The sequence below is a fragment of the Neorhizobium galegae bv. orientalis str. HAMBI 540 genome, assembly GCF_000731315.1.
Classification (GTDB): Bacteria; Pseudomonadota; Alphaproteobacteria; order Rhizobiales; family Rhizobiaceae; genus Neorhizobium; species Neorhizobium galegae.
Genome location: NZ_HG938354.1, coordinates 918,563 through 935,005, shown reverse-complemented (window position 1 = coordinate 935,005; position 16,443 = coordinate 918,563). Strand labels below are relative to the sequence as shown.

The 16,443-nt window shown below is 59.9% G+C and carries 20 protein-coding genes and 4 pseudogenes; 8 read left to right on the top strand and 16 right to left on the bottom strand.

What is annotated here, in order from left to right:
• Positions 1-291 precede the first annotated feature (291 nt).
• The 9 genes and pseudogenes from RG540_RS26960 to RG540_RS26925 all read right to left on the bottom strand — a co-directional run bounded on the left by RG540_RS26960 (position 292) and on the right by RG540_RS26925 (position 5,602).
• Entirely contained in the window at positions 292-1,344 is a 1,053-nt protein-coding gene (locus RG540_RS26960) for a Cj0069 family protein (RefSeq protein WP_041365083.1), read from the bottom strand.
• Positions 1,341-1,493: a hypothetical protein gene (locus RG540_RS33295; protein WP_244446710.1), complete on the bottom strand. Its 153-nt coding sequence runs from the start codon at positions 1,491-1,493 to the stop codon at positions 1,341-1,343. The genes RG540_RS26960 and RG540_RS33295 overlap by 4 nt, the downstream gene beginning before the upstream one ends.
• Positions 1,494-1,609: 116 nt before the next feature.
• Positions 1,610-2,173: a hypothetical protein gene (locus RG540_RS26955; RefSeq protein WP_041365081.1), complete on the bottom strand. Its 564-nt coding sequence runs from the start codon at positions 2,171-2,173 to the stop codon at positions 1,610-1,612.
• Positions 2,170-2,858 (bottom strand): annotated as a pseudogene (locus RG540_RS26950) (HoxN/HupN/NixA family nickel/cobalt transporter). Before RG540_RS26950 ends, RG540_RS26955 begins: the two are co-directional and overlap by 4 nt.
• A pseudogene (locus RG540_RS26945) lies at positions 2,858-3,163 on the bottom strand (YqaA family protein); the annotation flags it as partial. The pseudogenes RG540_RS26950 and RG540_RS26945, both read right to left, overlap by 1 nt.
• Before the next feature lie 12 nt (positions 3,164-3,175).
• Entirely contained in the window at positions 3,176-3,811 is a 636-nt protein-coding gene (locus RG540_RS26940) for an HD domain-containing protein (RefSeq protein WP_041365079.1), read from the bottom strand.
• Between the two features lie 21 nt (positions 3,812-3,832).
• A complete protein-coding gene (locus RG540_RS26935) occupies positions 3,833-4,309 on the bottom strand; it encodes a carboxymuconolactone decarboxylase family protein (protein WP_041365078.1) in 477 nt (158 codons plus the stop codon).
• The gene (locus tag RG540_RS26930) at positions 4,306-4,875 is read right to left on the bottom strand and encodes a 4-hydroxylaminobenzoate lyase (RefSeq protein WP_046601703.1); all 570 of its coding nucleotides are present in this window, start codon (positions 4,873-4,875) and stop codon (positions 4,306-4,308) included. Before RG540_RS26930 ends, RG540_RS26935 begins: the two co-directional genes overlap by 4 nt.
• Before the next feature lie 19 nt (positions 4,876-4,894).
• Positions 4,895-5,602, bottom strand: a complete 708-nt coding sequence (locus tag RG540_RS26925) for a nitroreductase (RefSeq protein ID WP_041365075.1) — start codon at positions 5,600-5,602, stop codon at positions 4,895-4,897.
• 171 nt (positions 5,603-5,773) lie between these two features.
• On the opposite strand from RG540_RS26925, the gene RG540_RS26920 reads away from it, so the two are divergent.
• On the top strand, positions 5,774-6,679 hold the full coding sequence (locus tag RG540_RS26920; RefSeq protein ID WP_197995279.1) for a LysR family transcriptional regulator: 906 nt from the start codon (positions 5,774-5,776) through the stop codon (positions 6,677-6,679).
• Positions 6,680-6,714: 35 nt separating this feature from the next.
• Here RG540_RS26920 and RG540_RS26915 read toward each other — a convergent pair whose 3' ends face one another.
• Entirely contained in the window at positions 6,715-6,975 is a 261-nt protein-coding gene (locus RG540_RS26915) for a low affinity iron permease family protein (protein ID WP_244446709.1), read from the bottom strand.
• A 241-nt stretch (positions 6,976-7,216) separates the two neighbouring features.
• Between RG540_RS26915 and RG540_RS26910 the strand changes: the two genes are divergently transcribed.
• The 5 genes and pseudogenes from RG540_RS26910 to RG540_RS26885 form a co-directional block, all read left to right on the top strand.
• Positions 7,217-7,417 carry a DUF3606 domain-containing protein gene (locus RG540_RS26910; RefSeq protein ID WP_167551703.1) on the top strand — a complete coding sequence of 67 codons (201 nt, stop codon included), beginning with the start codon at positions 7,217-7,219 and terminating at the stop codon, positions 7,415-7,417.
• 45 nt (positions 7,418-7,462) lie between these two features.
• Positions 7,463-7,672, top strand: coding sequence for a hypothetical protein (locus RG540_RS26905; protein WP_041365073.1), 210 nt, complete (start codon positions 7,463-7,465; stop codon positions 7,670-7,672).
• On the top strand, positions 7,669-8,466 hold the full coding sequence (xth, locus tag RG540_RS26900) for an exodeoxyribonuclease III (protein ID WP_041365071.1): 798 nt from the start codon (positions 7,669-7,671) through the stop codon (positions 8,464-8,466). Before RG540_RS26905 ends, xth begins: the two co-directional genes overlap by 4 nt.
• 516 nt (positions 8,467-8,982) lie before the next feature.
• Positions 8,983-10,210, top strand: a pseudogene (gene chrA, locus RG540_RS26890) (chromate efflux transporter).
• A gap of 113 nt (positions 10,211-10,323) precedes the next feature.
• Positions 10,324-10,682: pseudogene (locus RG540_RS26885) on the top strand (CBS domain-containing protein); the annotation flags it as partial.
• A gap of 296 nt (positions 10,683-10,978) precedes the next feature.
• On the opposite strand, the gene RG540_RS33290 reads toward RG540_RS26885, so the two are convergent.
• Positions 10,979-11,197 (bottom strand): hypothetical protein, encoded by a 219-nt coding sequence (locus tag RG540_RS33290; RefSeq protein WP_041365066.1) that lies wholly within the window; start codon positions 11,195-11,197, stop codon positions 10,979-10,981.
• Between the two features lie 201 nt (positions 11,198-11,398).
• Between RG540_RS33290 and RG540_RS26875 the strand changes: the two genes are divergently transcribed.
• Positions 11,399-11,725 (top strand): hypothetical protein, encoded by a 327-nt coding sequence (locus RG540_RS26875; RefSeq protein WP_051909825.1) that lies wholly within the window; start codon positions 11,399-11,401, stop codon positions 11,723-11,725.
• A gap of 97 nt (positions 11,726-11,822) precedes the next feature.
• On the opposite strand, the gene RG540_RS26870 is transcribed toward RG540_RS26875, so the two are convergent.
• From RG540_RS26870 to rocF, 4 genes are all read right to left on the bottom strand, one after another.
• Positions 11,823-12,299: a DUF4142 domain-containing protein gene (locus tag RG540_RS26870; protein WP_157884695.1), complete on the bottom strand. Its 477-nt coding sequence runs from the start codon at positions 12,297-12,299 to the stop codon at positions 11,823-11,825.
• A 367-nt stretch (positions 12,300-12,666) separates the two neighbouring features.
• Positions 12,667-12,870: a cold-shock protein gene (locus RG540_RS26865; protein WP_040125038.1), complete on the bottom strand. Its 204-nt coding sequence runs from the start codon at positions 12,868-12,870 to the stop codon at positions 12,667-12,669.
• Between the two features lie 116 nt (positions 12,871-12,986).
• Positions 12,987-14,051 carry an ornithine cyclodeaminase gene (locus tag RG540_RS26860; protein WP_041365062.1) on the bottom strand — a complete coding sequence of 355 codons (1,065 nt, stop codon included), beginning with the start codon at positions 14,049-14,051 and terminating at the stop codon, positions 12,987-12,989.
• Positions 14,051-14,971 (bottom strand): arginase, encoded by a 921-nt coding sequence (gene rocF, locus RG540_RS26855; RefSeq protein ID WP_041365060.1) that lies wholly within the window; start codon positions 14,969-14,971, stop codon positions 14,051-14,053. Before rocF ends, RG540_RS26860 begins: the two co-directional genes overlap by 1 nt.
• Positions 14,972-15,087: 116 nt before the next feature.
• Here rocF and RG540_RS26850 point away from each other — a divergent pair, with 116 nt between their 5' ends.
• The gene (locus RG540_RS26850) at positions 15,088-15,525 is read left to right on the top strand and encodes an Lrp/AsnC family transcriptional regulator (RefSeq protein WP_041365058.1); all 438 of its coding nucleotides are present in this window, start codon (positions 15,088-15,090) and stop codon (positions 15,523-15,525) included.
• Between the two features lie 54 nt (positions 15,526-15,579).
• Here the strand turns inward: RG540_RS26850 and RG540_RS26845 are convergent, their stop codons facing one another.
• A complete protein-coding gene (locus tag RG540_RS26845) occupies positions 15,580-16,428 on the bottom strand; it encodes a transporter substrate-binding domain-containing protein (RefSeq protein WP_041365056.1) in 849 nt (282 codons plus the stop codon).
• Positions 16,429-16,443 lie beyond the last annotated feature (15 nt).

Below are 16,443 nucleotides of genomic sequence, written 5' to 3'. Positions count from 1 at the left end.
CGGAAGACGAGGGGGCTGTCGGCGTGGGCGTCGAGCGCGGCAACAAAGGCGCTCAGTTCGATGTCGAGCACACAGTCTCGCACTTGTCACCATACGGTTCGGTCATACTAGAGCAGTCCAAAAGTTGATTTATCAGTCCACAAAATGGCTCAAGAAGTTCGGGCCTTGAGGTTGACATTCGACCGCCGGAATCTGACCGCGTTCTCGTTTTCAAGCGACGAAAAAGGAACCGCTGTATCAGTCGCGTCAAGACCCATCGTTCGTATCGGCGCTCAGTCTTCGGCGCGAGAGTCACTGCGGGCCGATAAGTCGCGACGCCATCGCGCGTGCAATCTCCGCAGGGGCTTCGTCAGGAATGGCGAAGACGGAACTGACGTTGATCTCGCAGAGAACGTAGGTGTCGTTGCCTGAAGCGTCTGGTGGCCCGTAGAGGAAATCGGCGTCCCAGATGATCGGCAACGACGCTGCTTCGATCCCAAGAGTCGACATCATTTCCGGCGTCCACTCACGTTCCATTCTTGTCCTCAAGGTCTGGAAAGGTTCTGCGGATGCTGGATTCATGATGCGTGGACCGGGCTGAAGCGGTTCCCGACCCGGTCCCGACGGTGGCGTCACCAGCGCCTTGACCAACTGCTGTCCGAAGCCCACGACCCTGCTTCCAGACAGGTAGCAGCGGATCATGCCCTCGGGCAGACGGGACTGAAACGGCTGATCGACGATGCAGCCATCCTCGGTGAAGTAGCTCTCGCAGCGGGAAATGAAGTCGGACAGGTCGATGGCTTCAGGGACACTGCCTGATTTCGCTTCCAGCACACTGATCAAGGTCTCACCGTCGGCGGGCGCTCCAATGAGTTCGACCTTCCAGATACCTTGCCCGGCGTTGCCGCGGTTCTGCTTCAACACGCGCGGCCCGGCGGCCAGGAACGTTGGAACGAACGCCTGGCGGAAGTCCGTGGCCGTGCGATAGAGACGTGTATCGACGCCCCAGCCTATATGCCTGGTCTCGTAGAGCACCTCTTTGACGCCCATCATGAGGATCACGTCCGGATGCGCACTTATAAATCGACCGGTTACCGCCACCTGTCGCAGAAGCGGATCGAGGATCTTCCTTGTTTTTCCGTCGTCGAGCGGGTTCACCCAGACAAGCACGGCGTCGACTGCAAGGAGCTGTTCGAGGACCTCGTCGGCGAATTCTTCGTCGAAGACGGCGGGTTCCGGCGCAAGGCCCACGGCCGCGAGTTCTTCGAAGATCCGGTGGAAGCGGTTGTTCTGCGGCGTCGCCGCGCGCCGGGCGTCCCGGTCGCCGCGCCAGACGATCGCAATCCGTGGGGGCGCGTTCGTCATGGAAGCCACTCCAACGACAGGCGATAGGCGAAGACGCCTCGGCTGAGCTTGCGTCCCTGCCGGCAGCGGACGTCTATCAGCGTCTGGGGGCCTGAGGTGCCGATGATCCGATTCAGCTTTTCAGGTGTGGTATCAAGAAATGACGGCATGGCGCGTCCTCCGTTGGTGCGGGTTTAAGGACGCGATTCTTCGGCCGTAGCCTCGTGGGGCGATCGCTGCCCCATGACCCGAAACTCTCAAAGCAGGGCCGCCCTGTCAAGCGGCTTCAGTTTTCAATCTGCTGCTCGGCGACGACGCTCGCCACAACCTCGTCGGTTCCGTTCGGATAGATTGGAAGGTCGATCGTTAGCGCTTCCTTCACGCCCTCGCGCTCGATCGCAAAGAACTTCCGCACCCGCCCTTGTCCCTTCTGCTCTTCAGAAGCCCGCGCTGCTCCTGTCGACACGAAACTTCGTTCGAATGCGGCCGCGTCGGTCCCGGCGAACGCCATGGTGCAACTCTCGACGGTCTTTGGACCTACGGCCCCACGTGCGACCACCACCGCCTCGAAAGGAGAAGTGCCGTCCGAATTCACAAGCCAGCCTTGGAAGGTCGCCGGTTCCCCGAGGGGCTGAATGCCCATCGTCATGTCGTCCGCCAGATCCGGCCAGCCGCTTTCCTTGGCGAGTGCGACCGTCTGGTCGTAGCGCGGCCCGTGTTCGAGGCACCGCTCGGCGAACCGCTGGAACGGCGAGCTCGTCTCCTCGCACTGAGCCATGCCTGCCAACGCCAGCAGCGCCGCAGTCGCGCCAACCAGCGCCATTCTTGTTCGGTGCAGCAATGCCCTCATCCTAGCGCCAGCCCCGCGAGGCCGCCCGTCGCGCGGGATACGGAACCCAGTAGCCGCGGCCATGTCCTCATCAGATAGGCGATGCGGTCGCGGAAAACCACCGTCAGAAGGGCGACCACGGAGAGAGTCAGCCCGACCCCTATCATCATGGTGAAGGCGAACAGCAGGCCGGTGACGACGACCTGATGGATCATGGCGAAGGTCATCACGAACAGGGTGAGCGGGCACGGCACCAGCCCGGCTGCTATCCCCATGAACAACCCTTCGCCCTGCGCATGCGCGTGATCGTGCCGGAACAGAGCCGACGCCAGCATCCAGAGGCCGATGACGCCCAGTAAGGCCCGGCTGACGAGTTCGAGGGTCGGAGACGATCCCGCGTCGACGAAGGAATGCGACACCAGCGGCAGGGCGAGAAGCGCGATGAGGACTGCCATCGTGACGTGCGTGAAGGAAAGCGCGAGCGATACAAGGAGCGCCCGGTGCGCCCTGGTGGAGGATCCTGCAAGGTAGGTGGCAAGAAGGACTTGCTATGGCCGGGGGTCATTGCATGGACGGCGCCGAAAACGACGCCCATCGGCAGGAAGGCGAGGAACGAGGTCCAGCCGCCGCCCGCGGCAAAATCCTTTATGTGGCCGGCGAAGGCGAGGTAGATGTCCCGCTGGACGTAGACGATCTGCTGGAACATTACGCAAGCCCCGTCGTCGCTGCTGCAAGCACGAGATATCGCCCTACTTTGGCGATGGCCACCAGCAGCAGGAAGGTCGGCAGCGGCTCCCGCAGGACGCCGGCCATCACAGTGATCGGATCGCCGACGATCGGCAGCCAGCTTGCGAGCAGCGACCACTTTCCGAAGCGGCGATACCAGCCTTGCGCACGATCGAGCGCTGCCGGGCCGATCGGAAACCATCGCTTTTCCCTGAAGCGTTCGATGCCCCGGCCGAGCAGCCAGTTCGCCAGCGCGCCGAGCACGTTGCCCAAGCTCGCGACGGCGCTTGGATCTCTTCAGTGATCCCAAGGCGAATAGTGGATAATGCTGCAGAGATCCGCCCGCTGGAACGTCGGGTCCTTGAAGGCAAGGAAGTCGTCGTTGAAGGTCCCGAACGTGCTGTGGGGACGGTGCTTCATCCCGTCGTAGAATGCGTCAATCATCCTGTCTTTGAAGTTTTCACCCCTGGGATAGGCGGCGACAACCTCGTGACGCTGCTCATCGCTGAATCCTTCGTAACCTCGCCCCGCCACGTCCATTCCGGCGCCCGCTTGGACGAGGAAGATTTCCGGGTGCATGTGCTCGGGAATGCCGGGCGTCGTGTGAAGTGCCACGGCATTCCAGACCTTTTCGACGTCCCGTTCAGGAATATCGTAGGCTCGCAGGAAGTCGCTTGCGGCAAAGGCTCCATCGACTTCGAAGCGACGCTGACTTTCGTGATAATGGGAGGTCAGGCCAATGTCATGGAACATGGCCGCAACGTAGAGCAGTTCCGGGTCAAACTTCAGACCCGTTCGTTCTCCCATGAGGGCACCCCAGAGAAAAACCCGGCTGGAATGTAGGAACAGGAGTTCGCTCTCGGTATCGCGAATGAACTGCGTCACGTCGCGCGCCAGCTTGCTGTCTGGGATTTTCATACCGGTGTTGGTCATAGCTTAATCGGCTCCTTTTGTTCACTCAGCGCTGTTTGAGGCGCTGGCACGCTGGACAGCGGCGGGCGGTGCTCGGAAGCTGATGGCCATGCGATTGTAGGCATTCATCAGTCCAATCGCGATGGTTAGATCGGCAAGCTCCTGGCTGTCGAACGCCGCCGAGGCTGCTTCGAAGTCTTCGTCGGGGACACCGGTCTGTGCCACGCGGGTCACGGTCTCGGTCCACGCGAGAGCCGCACGCTCGCCTTCATTGAACAGGCTGCCGGCCTCGCGCCAGGACTGGACGAGGACAAGCTTTTCGACCTCCATTCCGCCTGTCAACAGGTCGCGGGAATGCATGTCGATGCAGTAGACGCAGCCATTGATCTGCGAAATCCGGAGATAGACAAGCTCTATCAGGGACTTCGGAAGACTCGATCGGCCGATATGGGCATAAACGCCAGCGAGCGCCTTCATTCCGTTGGGGGAGGCCGCGTTGTAGTCCAGACGTTGTGTCATTGCATATTCTCCTTGGAGGCGACGTGTTCATCAATCCGCGGTGCCTCGATGTCGTAGGAAATGCGTCCGGAAGGGAGGAAGAAGAACGCGATGAGCGCGCCGCCCCTTGCTTCGGGATAGTGGTGACTGCCGGGTGCTGGCGCAGTCCATCCCGCATGCCGCCATCCCAGCGGCCCCATCAGTTCTGCCGTCGGCTCCAGCGGCACGACCAAATTGAACTCCCCGTAGGGGTGAAGATGATAGTCGCCCCGGAAGACGCGGTCATGTTCAGCAATCTTGGTCAGGGTAGGGCTGTCCATATAGACAGTCGTCAAGCTGAAGAAGTGCGATCGCTCGCAAGGTTCGAGAAGTCGGCTGCGACGGTAGTGGCGCCCGGTTATCTCGGTGGTGGCGGCCCAGCCCTGCTCGACACCGCGCCTTACGCGGTCCGCCAGGTCTTCATAGACGGAGCTTCCCGGCCCATGCATCTCGTTCAGCCACAGCTCCACCTCTTCGCCAGGAGTCTTGTCCTTGATCGTTTCGATGAAGGCGACAGCCGCGTCTATCAGTTCGTCGCGTTCGGTCATTGTCATTCTCCAGTTGGATTCAAAAGCCGTGAAAGGAGGCGATATCTTCGACAGGCGCCTTTGGCATGTGGGGGCGTTTCCGGGCCCATTCGGGATCACCGAACCCCATCGACATGCCGCACACGACAAGTTCCTCAGGCCGCAGCGAGAGTTCATCGCGGATGACGGCGTGATATCGGGAAAAGAATTCTTGCGGACAGGTGTCCAGACCTCGCGCGACGGCTGCGAGCATGACATTCTGGATGAACATGCCAAGATCGAGCCAGCTCCCTGTCTCCAGGCGCCGATCGATCGTGAAGATCAGGCCGATCGGGGCGTCGAAGAAACGGTAGTTCCGGGAGGTCTGCAACGCGCGGGCCGCGTGATCTTCGATTGAGATGCCAAGCGCTCCATAGAAGACAGCGCCGAACTCGCGTCGACGCGACGCGTAGGGCTCCGGCAGATCTGCGGCGAGATAGGTGTATTCGGATGTATGGGCGCCCGCCTCGCTTTCGTGCGCAATACGGAGTGCTTCGATCAAACTGTCCTTGGCATGACCCGCCACCAGATGCACGTGCCAGGGCTGCACGTTGGCACCCGTCCCGGCATGGCGGGCCACATCAACGATCTGCCTGACCGCCGCACGATCGAGTTGCCGATCCAGATAGTAGCGGTTGGCAAATCGACCCCGCATGACGCCATCCACTATGGACGCCGTATCTGAAACACTTCCCACGTTGCTGTCCATGATCTCTGTCCGTCTGTTATCGGATGCACGGATCATCCTCCCCGAAGCGGGTCTCAGGAAGTGCAATATTGACAATCTGAAAATGCATGCCATGCATTATGGTTGACGCATGACCTTGCCCGTACGCCCGTGAAAAACCTCGACCTCAATCTCCTGACCGTCTTCGACGCCATGATGCGCGAGCGAAACGTACTGCGTGCAGGGCAGGTGATCGGGCTCAGCCCGTCGGCAGTGAGCCATGCGCTATCGCGCCTTCGCAGCCTTCTGAACGATGAGCTTTTTGTCCGGACAGCGGTTGGAATGGTGCCGACGGCGAGGGCGGTCGAGATGGGGCCGCTGGTTCGGGATGCACTTGCGTCCGTCGAGCGGGCGATAGGCTCACCGGTTTTTCGCCCCGAGACGTCGGTGCGCCAGTTCTGCATCGCGGCGACGGACTACATCACGGCGGTCGTCGTTCCGAATTTCCTTCGAATCCTGACCGAGCAAGCACCAGGTATCGATGTAACCATCCTGCCTGCGACAAGGATCGACCTCACCGCGCAAATCGATATCGGCCGTATCGATATCGCTCTCGGGTCGTTCCGGGACATTCCCCATCGACTTCGCGCCCGGTTGCTTTTTAATGAAAGGGACGTGGTTCTCCTCGCGCCCGATCATCCATTGGCTGGATACCCCATCACCGTCCAGCAGCTTGCCGGACTGCCTCTATTCGTCGTTTCGGCAGGTGGCATTGAAGACGGGCAGGTTTCCGAGCGGGGACTGACCCGGCGGATGGAGATGTTCGATCGTTCCACCCTCGAAGCTGAGTTCGCGAAGATAGGCACAACGCCAAATCTGAAGGTAGTTCAGCCGCACTTCCTGGCGCTGCCCGCGCTGCTGGCCGGAACTTCAGCAGCCGCGATCGCCCCGGCAAGGCTCGCAGACGTCTTCCGGCGGTCAGGTGCCGTCGGGTTCGCGGAATTGCCCTGGACCGCACCGCCAACTGCTGTTCAGATAGTGTGGCATAGCCGCCTTGATCATGATCCCGCAAATCTCTGGCTACGCTCTCAGCTCGAAAGGGCGAGCTCCTTGCGGTGAACCTACTGGTTAGACGACAACATTGAGGACGCGCTTCAAGGTTCTTCGCCAGCAGCCGTTTGGCCTTCCCGGAAGCTTTCGATCTGGTCCGGCTCCTTCTGATCGAGCTGGGTGATCTCGTTCTTTGTATCGCCATGAGCGCGGAGAAGTTCGTCGAGCTTGGCATGGATGACCTGAGTGTCGCGATGCTCCGCCTTCTGGATGAAAAGCGTCATCAGCCATGTCGCAAGCGTCGCCACGCCGTGCCATTCGAGGCTCTCCCGACTGAGGACGAGCCACGAAATCCCGTAGATCACAACAACAGCGAAATCATACGGACGGGCAGTCCATGTGCCAAGGTCGGTAAGCCAGGAACGCTAGCGCATCGGTTGCTCCCTTCTCGCTCGTGACGCCTTCTCGCTCGTGACGAACCTTGGCTGCCGCCCGAAGTTCCTTCGCTTCAAGAGCAGACCTCACCGCCGGCGCCGGTACCAAGTTTGCTGGCCGCCTGGGAACTCTTTGAATCGACGCCCGTTTTCAGTGATCGAAACCAGGATTATGAGGAGAGAAGGCATAGCAACCACATCCAGAGGTCGCGCACAAAATCGCGCAGAGGTGGCCGGCGGTCAGGATCACGAGGTTCGGTACGAGGCCTCGAAGGAAGGTGTTTCGAGATCCAAAGCCAAGGACACCGTCAAGAAGCTCGGCAACTCGCGTTCCAAGGTCGAAAACGAGTTGAAAAGTAGGCCGCCTGCATAATTGCGGCCCATCCTAACACGAAGCCGTCGGCCTGACGGAGGAACTATGATCGACCCGCCCACCAGCAGCGCCGGTACGCCTGAGCGCAAGGTAGAGCTCGACCAGACCGTCGACTATGCCATCCAGCTCCTTGTGGAGGAGGCGCACCTCGTCGGATGGACCCGTGTGGAATTCCTCACCGCAGTGCTGGACGCTGCAAATGCAAGACTATCTGCGATCGAGGAGGAGACGGAACTCGAAGGCGGCGGCACGTGAAGGTCGCCACCTACAACGTCAACGGCATCAACGGCCGGCTTGAAGTCCTCCTGCGATGGCTCGAAGAAGCGTCGCCCGACGTCCTATGCCTGCAGGAGTTGAAGGCGCCGCAGGAGAAGTTTCCAATCAAGGCGCTCGAGGGTGCCGGCTATGGAGCCATCTGGCAGGGGCAGAAATCCTGGAACGGTGTGGCCATCCTCGCGAGGGGGCAGGAGCCTCATCTGACGCGGAAGGGTCTTCCCGGCGAACCGGAGGACGAGCACAGCCGGTACATCGAGGCCATCGTCGACGGGATTGTCATCGGGGGTCTATATCTCCCGAACGGCAATCCATGTCCAGGACCGAAGTTTGACTACAAACTCCGCTGGTTCAAGCGCCTTCGCGACTACGCGGCAGAGCTGCTCGAGCTGGAAGTGCCAGTCGTCCTCGTCGGCGACTACAACGTTATGCCGACCGAACTCGACGTCTACAAGCCGGAACGCTGGACGAACGACGCGCTCTTCCGCGTCGAAGTGAGGGATGCCTTTAGGCATCTTGTCGACCAAGGCTGGACGGACGCACTCCGCCACCTTCATCCGGACGAGCGCATCTACACCTTCTGGGACTACTTCCGTAACGCGTACGCTCGCGACGCCGGACTCCGCATCGACCACTTCCTTCTGAGCCCGCAAGTTGCTTCCCGCCTCGCAAAGGCTGAGGTCGAAAAGCACGTCCGCGGATGGGATCACAGCAGCGACCACGCTCCCGTCTGGATCGAGTTGCACGACGAACCCATGATGCCGGCGGATGAGTGAGGGCTTCTTTTCGTGTTCCTTGTGATCGGATGCCTGCGCTTCTCTTTCCCGGTTCTTGTCTTCGGGATCGGTGGGGCGGTTCGTTTCGTCATCAGGAACGGCGCGCTGTGCTTGAGCCAAGGGATGCCTCCGAAGATTCCTGCGCAAGCACCCGAAACTTGGGAAACCGGCTTAGGTTCCCGACCAGAAGCGCCGTTGCCGCAACATCAGATTCGAAGATGATCATCCGCAGTCATTGCCACGCGGCTTCGTTTTTTTGCTCATAGTCGGAGAATGCCTTCTTCAGACCGCCCAGTACTTCCGCCGATGTCTCGAACATCGCCTTCAGCTGAGGTTCATCGACTTTTTCGATATCTTCCCGGAGATGGTCCATCGTCTGGTGAGGAATGGAACATCGGGATCTTCTCTCCGGCTCCATGTCCTGCCTATGCCGCCGAAGCAATCCGCACGGCCTTTGGACTCCTTGCGGAGTAACCGCCTTCGAACGGGCCGGGGAAAGAACCGAGGAGTTTTTTCGTGAGGTCGTCAACGGAAACAATCTCCGAGATCGACGGACGATCGCGCGGCACAGTCGGCGAAGTGTTCCTCGTTTTTCTGAAACTCGGCCTCACTTCGTTCGGCGGACCGATTGCCCATCTTGGCTACTTCCGAAACGAACTGGTGATCCGCCGGAAATGGATTGATGAGTCGGGATACGCAGACCTCGTCGCGCTCTGTCAGTTCCTGCCAGGTCCGGCTTCCAGCCAGGCCGGTTTTGCTCTGGGCTTGCTGCGCGGAGGGCCGTTGGGGGCGCTTGCCGCCTGGGCGGCATTTACGCTTCCATCCGCGCTTCTGCTCGTCATCTTCGCCATGTCGGCTACAGCGTTCAGCGGGCCGATAGGCGAGGGATTGCTTCATGGGCTCAAGATCGTTGCCGTCGCTGTTGTTGCGCAGGCGGTGTGGGGAATGGCCCGCAGCCTGACGCCGGACCGGGAGCGCGTCAGCATTGCCCTGGCCGCCGTGCTCATGGTGGTATTTCTTTCCAGTGCGATCGGGCAGATCGCGGCGATCGCGCTAGGTGCCGTCGCCGGACTTCTGCTTTGTCGCAACGGCCAATCTAGTAGTGCCGGCAACCTGTCGTTCAGGGTGCCGCGTTGGGTCGGTGTTCTCAGCCTGATAGCGTTTTTTACGCTGCTCGCCCTTCTGCCATTTGTAGCATCTGCCACGGGATCACAGGACCTTTTTGCTGTTCGATGCCTTTTTTCGCTCCGGCGCCCTCGTGTTTGGCGGCGGACACGTCGTTCTGCCACTGCTGCAAGCGGAGGTGGTCAATTCCGGCTGGGTCAGCGCCGATGCCTTCCTGGCTGGCTATGGCGCCACCCAGGCGATGCCGGGCCCGCTGTTTACCTTCGCGGCCTATCTGGGCGCAGTCATGGGACCCGCCCCGAATGGCGCTGTCGGCGCGGTGATCGCGCTCATTGCGGTTTTTCTGCCGGGCTTCCTCCTTGTGATCGGAGCACTTCCCTTTTGGGACGATTTCCGAAGACGTCCGCGCGCGCAGGCCGCCATGCGGGGGGCTAACGCTGCTGTGGTCGGGATCCTTGGTGCGGCTCTCTACAGTCCGGTATGGACAAGCGCCATCCTGCGCCCACACGACTTCGCGCTGGCTCTGACCGGCTTTGTTCTTCTGACCGTCTGGAAGGCTCCACCCTGGACGGTGGTCATTGCAGTGGGGATGGCTGGCATCGGGCTTGCCTTCTTCTAGCCGAAACGCCTGCAGCAGCGCGGCATCCGCAGCGGTTATGGCATAGCCGGCTTTAGGTATCGCCGACGGTTCGAGCCGCAGCCTGGCATATCGGTTAAGCGGCAACAGGGAAGGACGATGCAATTGATATGCTGCTTGCGACTACACAACGTGAATTCCGGTGGTCGATTCCGACGGCCGTTTTGAAGGTCTTCTGACGCGTGACGACATGATCCGCAGCTTGAAGGACAAAGGTCCGGACACGCCTGTCGCAAGCGCGATGCGGGTCGATATTCCAAAAATCCACTATCGCAAAAGCCTGGAAGAGAGCTTGCGATTGATGCAGCAGGGCAATGTGCCGGCCATTGCCGTTGTACACGGTGCGGATCATCTCATAGGCCTCATGACGCATGATGCGATCGGAGAAATGATGATGGTTCGTGCCGCCGTATCAGGCGGTTTTCGCTTTGGCCACTTGCGCAGACATCAATGAGAGCCTCCGCACTGGAACCCAATTACAGGTTTTCGGTTGGGCCAGAAAGGAGATTTGCAATGGCTCAAGATCCTGTCGAACCCATTCCCAACCCTGTACCTCCGGTGCCACCACCAGTCACGCCGATACGTCCCATCAAGGAGCCTGAACCAGACCGTTTGCCCGACGAAGAGCCGAATCCCAATCCGGATGAGAATGACGAGCCGCCTAAAACCAAAATGGCCGAAACTGAGGAGGCAAGGGCGGGGGAGGTGCTCCACTTCAAAGGTCAGCCAAAATCGATGGGCGTCCGACGATCAAGGGCTTTCATCGTCGATCTCCAGCAGATCGACCAGCTCCGCTACCTTTCCCGTTGGCAGTTTTCGTCCTTCGTTCATCAGCGCTTCGTCAGCATTCACCCAAGCCCAGGCTTCGGCCAGATCGCGAACAGAAGCCCCTGTCGCCAGGATATCGGCAACCAAGGTTTCGTCGACGGGTCCGAGAACGGCGATTACGTTTTCAGAAGATAGGTCCATGGCTGCCTCCTTGCGGCTTCCTCCGGGAAGATAGCGGCCAAAACTGCAGATCAACCGGCTTTCTACGGAATTGTGATCTCTAACGTGAACAGCATTAGGATCAGCGTTCGATAGCGACGTCAAGAATGGTGCCCGAACGCTTAGTCTGGAACATCACCGCCTCCGATAGGTTTTATCGGAAGTGACACAAAGGAGGGACAGATGCTCTCCGTTGAGACAAGGGTTTTCGATTGGGCCAAGCGGATATGCGTACTATGTGCCATCGGGCTTCTGCCGGCATCGGCTTTTGCCCAGGCCTCCGCCAAACAGCCGGATCGCTGCCAGGCGCTGGATCGGCAGCAGAACCAGAACATGACGACAGAAGACAATTCACGACCGGCAAATAAATCCGCCACAGAAAAATTGTCCGATTGCAATGGCGTTTTAAAGCCACCTTCGACGGGCGATAGCGATTTCGTCGAGCCGGCTCCGCCGGTCGGCAATACACCTGTAATCCGGCCGGACGAGGTTCCGCAAAGGCAGCGGTGAGCATGGCTAAACTGGAGTTGGTGTTGGGCCCCGACCATAAGAAAACGGCGCCGGACCGCTTCAGCAAGCCGAAGCGGTCGGGCGAGCAGCCATGCGATCAATGCCCGCTTAGCGATTGGGCAAGTTGGAGGTGCCGTTGCAACGTCGGCAACGTCTTCTTTGCAAGTTCCGGCACCGGCCTGCCGCCCTCAGCGGCCTTTTCGCCGAATTCGGAAATATTTTTCTCGTGGGCCGAGACCATATAGTTCACGAACTCCTTGTCGAATTCGGGGCCACTTAGGCTTTGAAGCTTTTCGATCTCGTTTTGCGCCTCGGTCGTCACAATGCCGGTTATCTTTACATCAAGATCCGTGGCGAGAGCCGTAGCATCGTCCTTGGCTCTGCGATGATCGTCGATCAATGTCTGAGCGAATGAGCGTACACCGTCGCTGCCGCCCTTTTTCGTAGCGAGGTCACCGAGTCTGATTTCGGAATTGTCGGTTTTGATCGCGTCGCTCAGAAATTCCTTGTCGCTCTTGGCCACGGCGGCGGCCGCCGTCGTACAGCCGATCGCTAATATCAGGCCGGCAAACATGAATTTATATGGCATCGCTGCACCTCATGTTTCTTGACAAGGCACCACACCCCTAAACTCACTTGAGAGAAGAGTTGTTCCGATCCGATTACATCATCGTGAAGGCATGGCGCCGAGGCGCTCTATCGGCATAGTCTGGAAGCGACCGGAAAAACGGTCGCGTTCCGATTCGAGCGGGCTGCGTGACACCTTCGGAAAATTCGGGGCGAACTTTATCGAAGGTGCTGGTCGCGATCCCTATGTCCGCAACTTTGCTTTGAAGCCTTTGTAGAACGACATCGAGCCTGCAATCATCCTATCCGGCAAGTGGTGAGCACGGTCTTAGAGGCAGCGCTAGACGGATTTTAGGATGAGCGCGCGAGCTTGATCAAAGCGCGCTAACGTTTTCGGCTTTTGATTTTCCGGTCTTGCGGTCCTGGCCTATCTCGTAGCTTACCTTTTGTCCCTCTTTCAGAGAACCGCCCCGCTCCAGAGCAGAAACGTGCACAAATACATCCGCCCCTCCGTTCTCCGGAGTGATGAAACCAAATCCCTTGTCGTCGTTGAAAAATTTGACAGTACCAGTCGGCATGAGAACTCCTGATCGCTTGCGCGGCCGCTTGCCGCGGCGCAAATCTATAGCGCAATCGCCGAGCGATCAATGGGCGCAAGAGCTCTAAGCCGCACAGCCCGCCGATGTCCAGGAAGTCAGCAGGCGGAGGCGAGAAGCGCCTGGCGCCTAAGCAGCATCCCGAACAGATCGCGCGGCTCGTCCGGATCGGCCAGCAGATCGAGCTGGTTTATGGAAGTCGAGCCGCTCACCCGGTCGCGGACATAGCGGAGCGCAGAAAAATCCTCGATCGCGAAACCGACGCTATCGAACAGCGTGATCTGTTTTTCCGACGAGCGCCCCATCTTTTCGCCAGTGATGACCTGCCAGAGTTCCGTCACCGGATGGTCGAATGAAAGCTGCTGGATTTCGCCCTCAACCCGTGTCTGCGGCGGAAACTCCACAAATATGTCCGCGCGAAGCAGGACGTCGCGGTGCATCTCCGTTTTCCCGGGGCAGTCGCCGCCGACACCGTTGATATGCACGCCGGGGCCGATCATATTGTCGGTCAGTATAGTGGCATTGTGCTTGTCGGCGGTCGCGGTGGTGATGATGTCGGCTGTTTCGACGGCCTGTTCGGCGGAGATGCAGGTTTCGATGTCGAAGCCAAATCTCTCAAGATTGCGGCGGCATCGGGCGGTCGCACCGGGATCGATGTCGTAAAGCCGCAGCCTGTCGATACCGAGCAAGGATTTGAAGGCGAGCGCCTGGAACTCGCTCTGGGCGCCGTTGCCGATCAAGGCCATGGTGCGCGCCTCCTTGCGCGCCAGGTACTTTGCCGCGATCGCCGAGGTGGCGGCGGTGCGCAGCGCCGTCAGGATGGTCATTTCCGATAAAAGCAGGGGATAACCGCTCTCGACATCGGAGAGAACCCCGAAAGCCGTGACCGTCTGGAGGCCGGAATTGGTGTTCTTCGGGTGGCCGTTGACGTATTTGAAGCCGTAGAGCGTTCCGTCGCTGGTCGGCATCAGCTCGATCACGCCATCCCTCGAATGGGAGGCGACGCGCGGGATCTTGTCAAAACTTTCCCAGCGGCGAAAATCATCTTCGATGTAACCCGCCAACTCGACCAGAAACCTTTCGACGCCGGTTGCGACGACGAGATCCATCATGTTCTCGACGCTGATGAACGGCACGATGTTCAGGTTGGCGGGTACAGACATCAAAAACTCCTTGTCGGGCGGTCCATGACCTTGCGGCCCATCAGGCTGGCGGTGAGATCGACCAGCAGCGTCGCGGTGCGCCCGCGCTCGTCGAGGAACGGGTTGAGTTCGACCAGGTCCAGGCTGGTGACCAGACCGCTGTCGTGCAGCATCTCCATAACCAGATGCGCCTCGCGGAAGGTTGCGCCGCCTGGAACCGTCGTGCCGACGGCCGGAGCAAAGGTGGGTTCGAGAAAGTCGACATCGAGGCTGACATGCAGCAGGCCGTTGGCCGCCTCGACCTTTTCAAGGAAAGCACGCAGCAGCGCCGCAACGCCATGCTCGTCGATCAGTCGCATGTCGTGAACCGTCACCGCGCTCTGGCGCAGCGCCGCGCGCTCGGCCGGATCGACGCTGCGGATGCCGATCATGCAGACGCGGGCCAGATCGACGGGATGGGAGAGTTTCGGTAAATAACCTTCGAAACCCGGCTGACCAGTGAAGTAAGCGACCGGCACGCCATGCAGGTTGCCGCTTGTCGTGGTGTCGAGCGTGTGGAAATCAGTGTGCGCATCGAGCCACAGAACGAAGAGCGGCCGATCGGCTTCGGCGGCCCGGCGGGCAAGGCCCGCCACCGTGCCGGCGGAGACGGCGTGATCGCCGCCGAGGAAAATTGGCATGCCTTCGCCGCTTTCGCGATAGGCGAGTTCCGTCAGCAGTTCGATCCAGGCGACAATCTGTGGCAGGCGTCGGATCGCGGTGTTCGGATGCGTGACGTCGGGCAGTTTCGAAATGCCGACATTGCCGAGGTCGGTCACCTCATGGCCAAGCTCCCTCAGCGCCGTTTCGAGACCTGCGGTCCTGAGTGCGCTTGGCCCCATTTCACAGCCGAGTTGCACCGCGCCGTCCTGCAGGGGGATGCCAATGAGTTTGCAATGCATGTCTTGTTCTCCGTTATGATGATTGGAACACGAAGGCCCGGCAGATTGAACAACTCAATTTGCCAAATTATTTGAATTGGCTTATCAAAACGAGATCTTCGATAGCCGGTTTGAGCATGGACGATTTTGACAGCAAACTCGTGACGCTATTGCGTCACAACGCGAGGCGGAGCATTTCCGACCTCGCAACGGATCTCGGGGCCTCACGCGCCACCGTTCGTACACGCATGGAGAAGCTCGAAAAGGCCGGCGGCATTCTCGGCTACACGGTCATTTTGCGGGCTGACGCTGTCGAACTGCCGGTGCGCGGGATCATGATGGTGGAGATCGAGGGCAGGGCAGCGGACCAGGTCATCAAAGCCCTCGGCGGATTTCCGGAGATTTCGGAAATCCACACGACCAACGGTCGCTGGGATCTGATCGTTGAACTCGGTACCACGACATTGGCCGAATTCGACACCGTGCTGCGGCGGGTCCGTCTGGTGCCGGGGATTACGGCGACGGAAACCAGCCTCGTGCTTGCGACCCCCCGTAGCACCAAGGCCCGGTTATAGAAAAGGCCGCAGCACCGGATGCCGCGGCCTTCTGATATTCGGATGATTTAAAGATTATTGCGGGGTCATGTCGAAGCCGAACCACTTCGTGGACAGCTTTTTCGTCGTCCCGTCCGCCTTGGCGGCCGCGATCGCCTCGTCGAATTTCTGCTTGAGCGCAGTATCCGCCTTGCGAAGGCCGACCGAGCTGCCGGCGCCGAGGAAGCCACCCTGGAAGCGAGGGCCGGCGATCGTCATGTCGCTATTGGTCGGCTTCTGCGCGGCGGTCATGAGGTAGCCCATCGACGCCATGACGAAATCGACACGGCCTGAAATGAGATCGAGGTCATGCTGTTCCGTGGTCTTGTACTCGCGAACCTGCACGACGCCCTTCAGGTACTCGTCGATGAAGCGTGCGGCGATGGAAGCCGTCTGGACGCCAACCGTCTTGCCCTGCAGTAGCGGCTTCAGCTCTTCGACGGCCTTGCGGGCGCCGGCTTCGTTGGAGGCGAGCGAGAAAAGCTGATCCTTCATCGGCATCTTTGCCAGGGGGCCGTCCTTCAGTGTGGCGAAGGACTGCCCGGTGCTGCCGTAGGACATGGAGAAGTCGATGACTTCCTTCCGCTTTTCGGTGGCCGACATGCCGGCCATGATGGCATCGAACTTGCCGGCGTTGAGGGCCGGGATGATGCCGTCGAAGGCTTGAGCGACGAACGTGCACTTGATTTTCATGCGCTCGCAGAGGTTCTTGCCGAGTTCGATGTCGTAGCCGTCCAGCGTGCCATCCGGACGGGTCAGGTTATAGGGCGGGAAGGCGCCCTCCGTGGCGATGACGATTTCCGTCTTGTCCTGCGCCGTAGCGGCCGTCGCCATCAGCGTCATGGCGGTAAAAGCAGCGGCGATCGCCGTCTTGATGAATTCCATCTGTCAGTTCCCTCT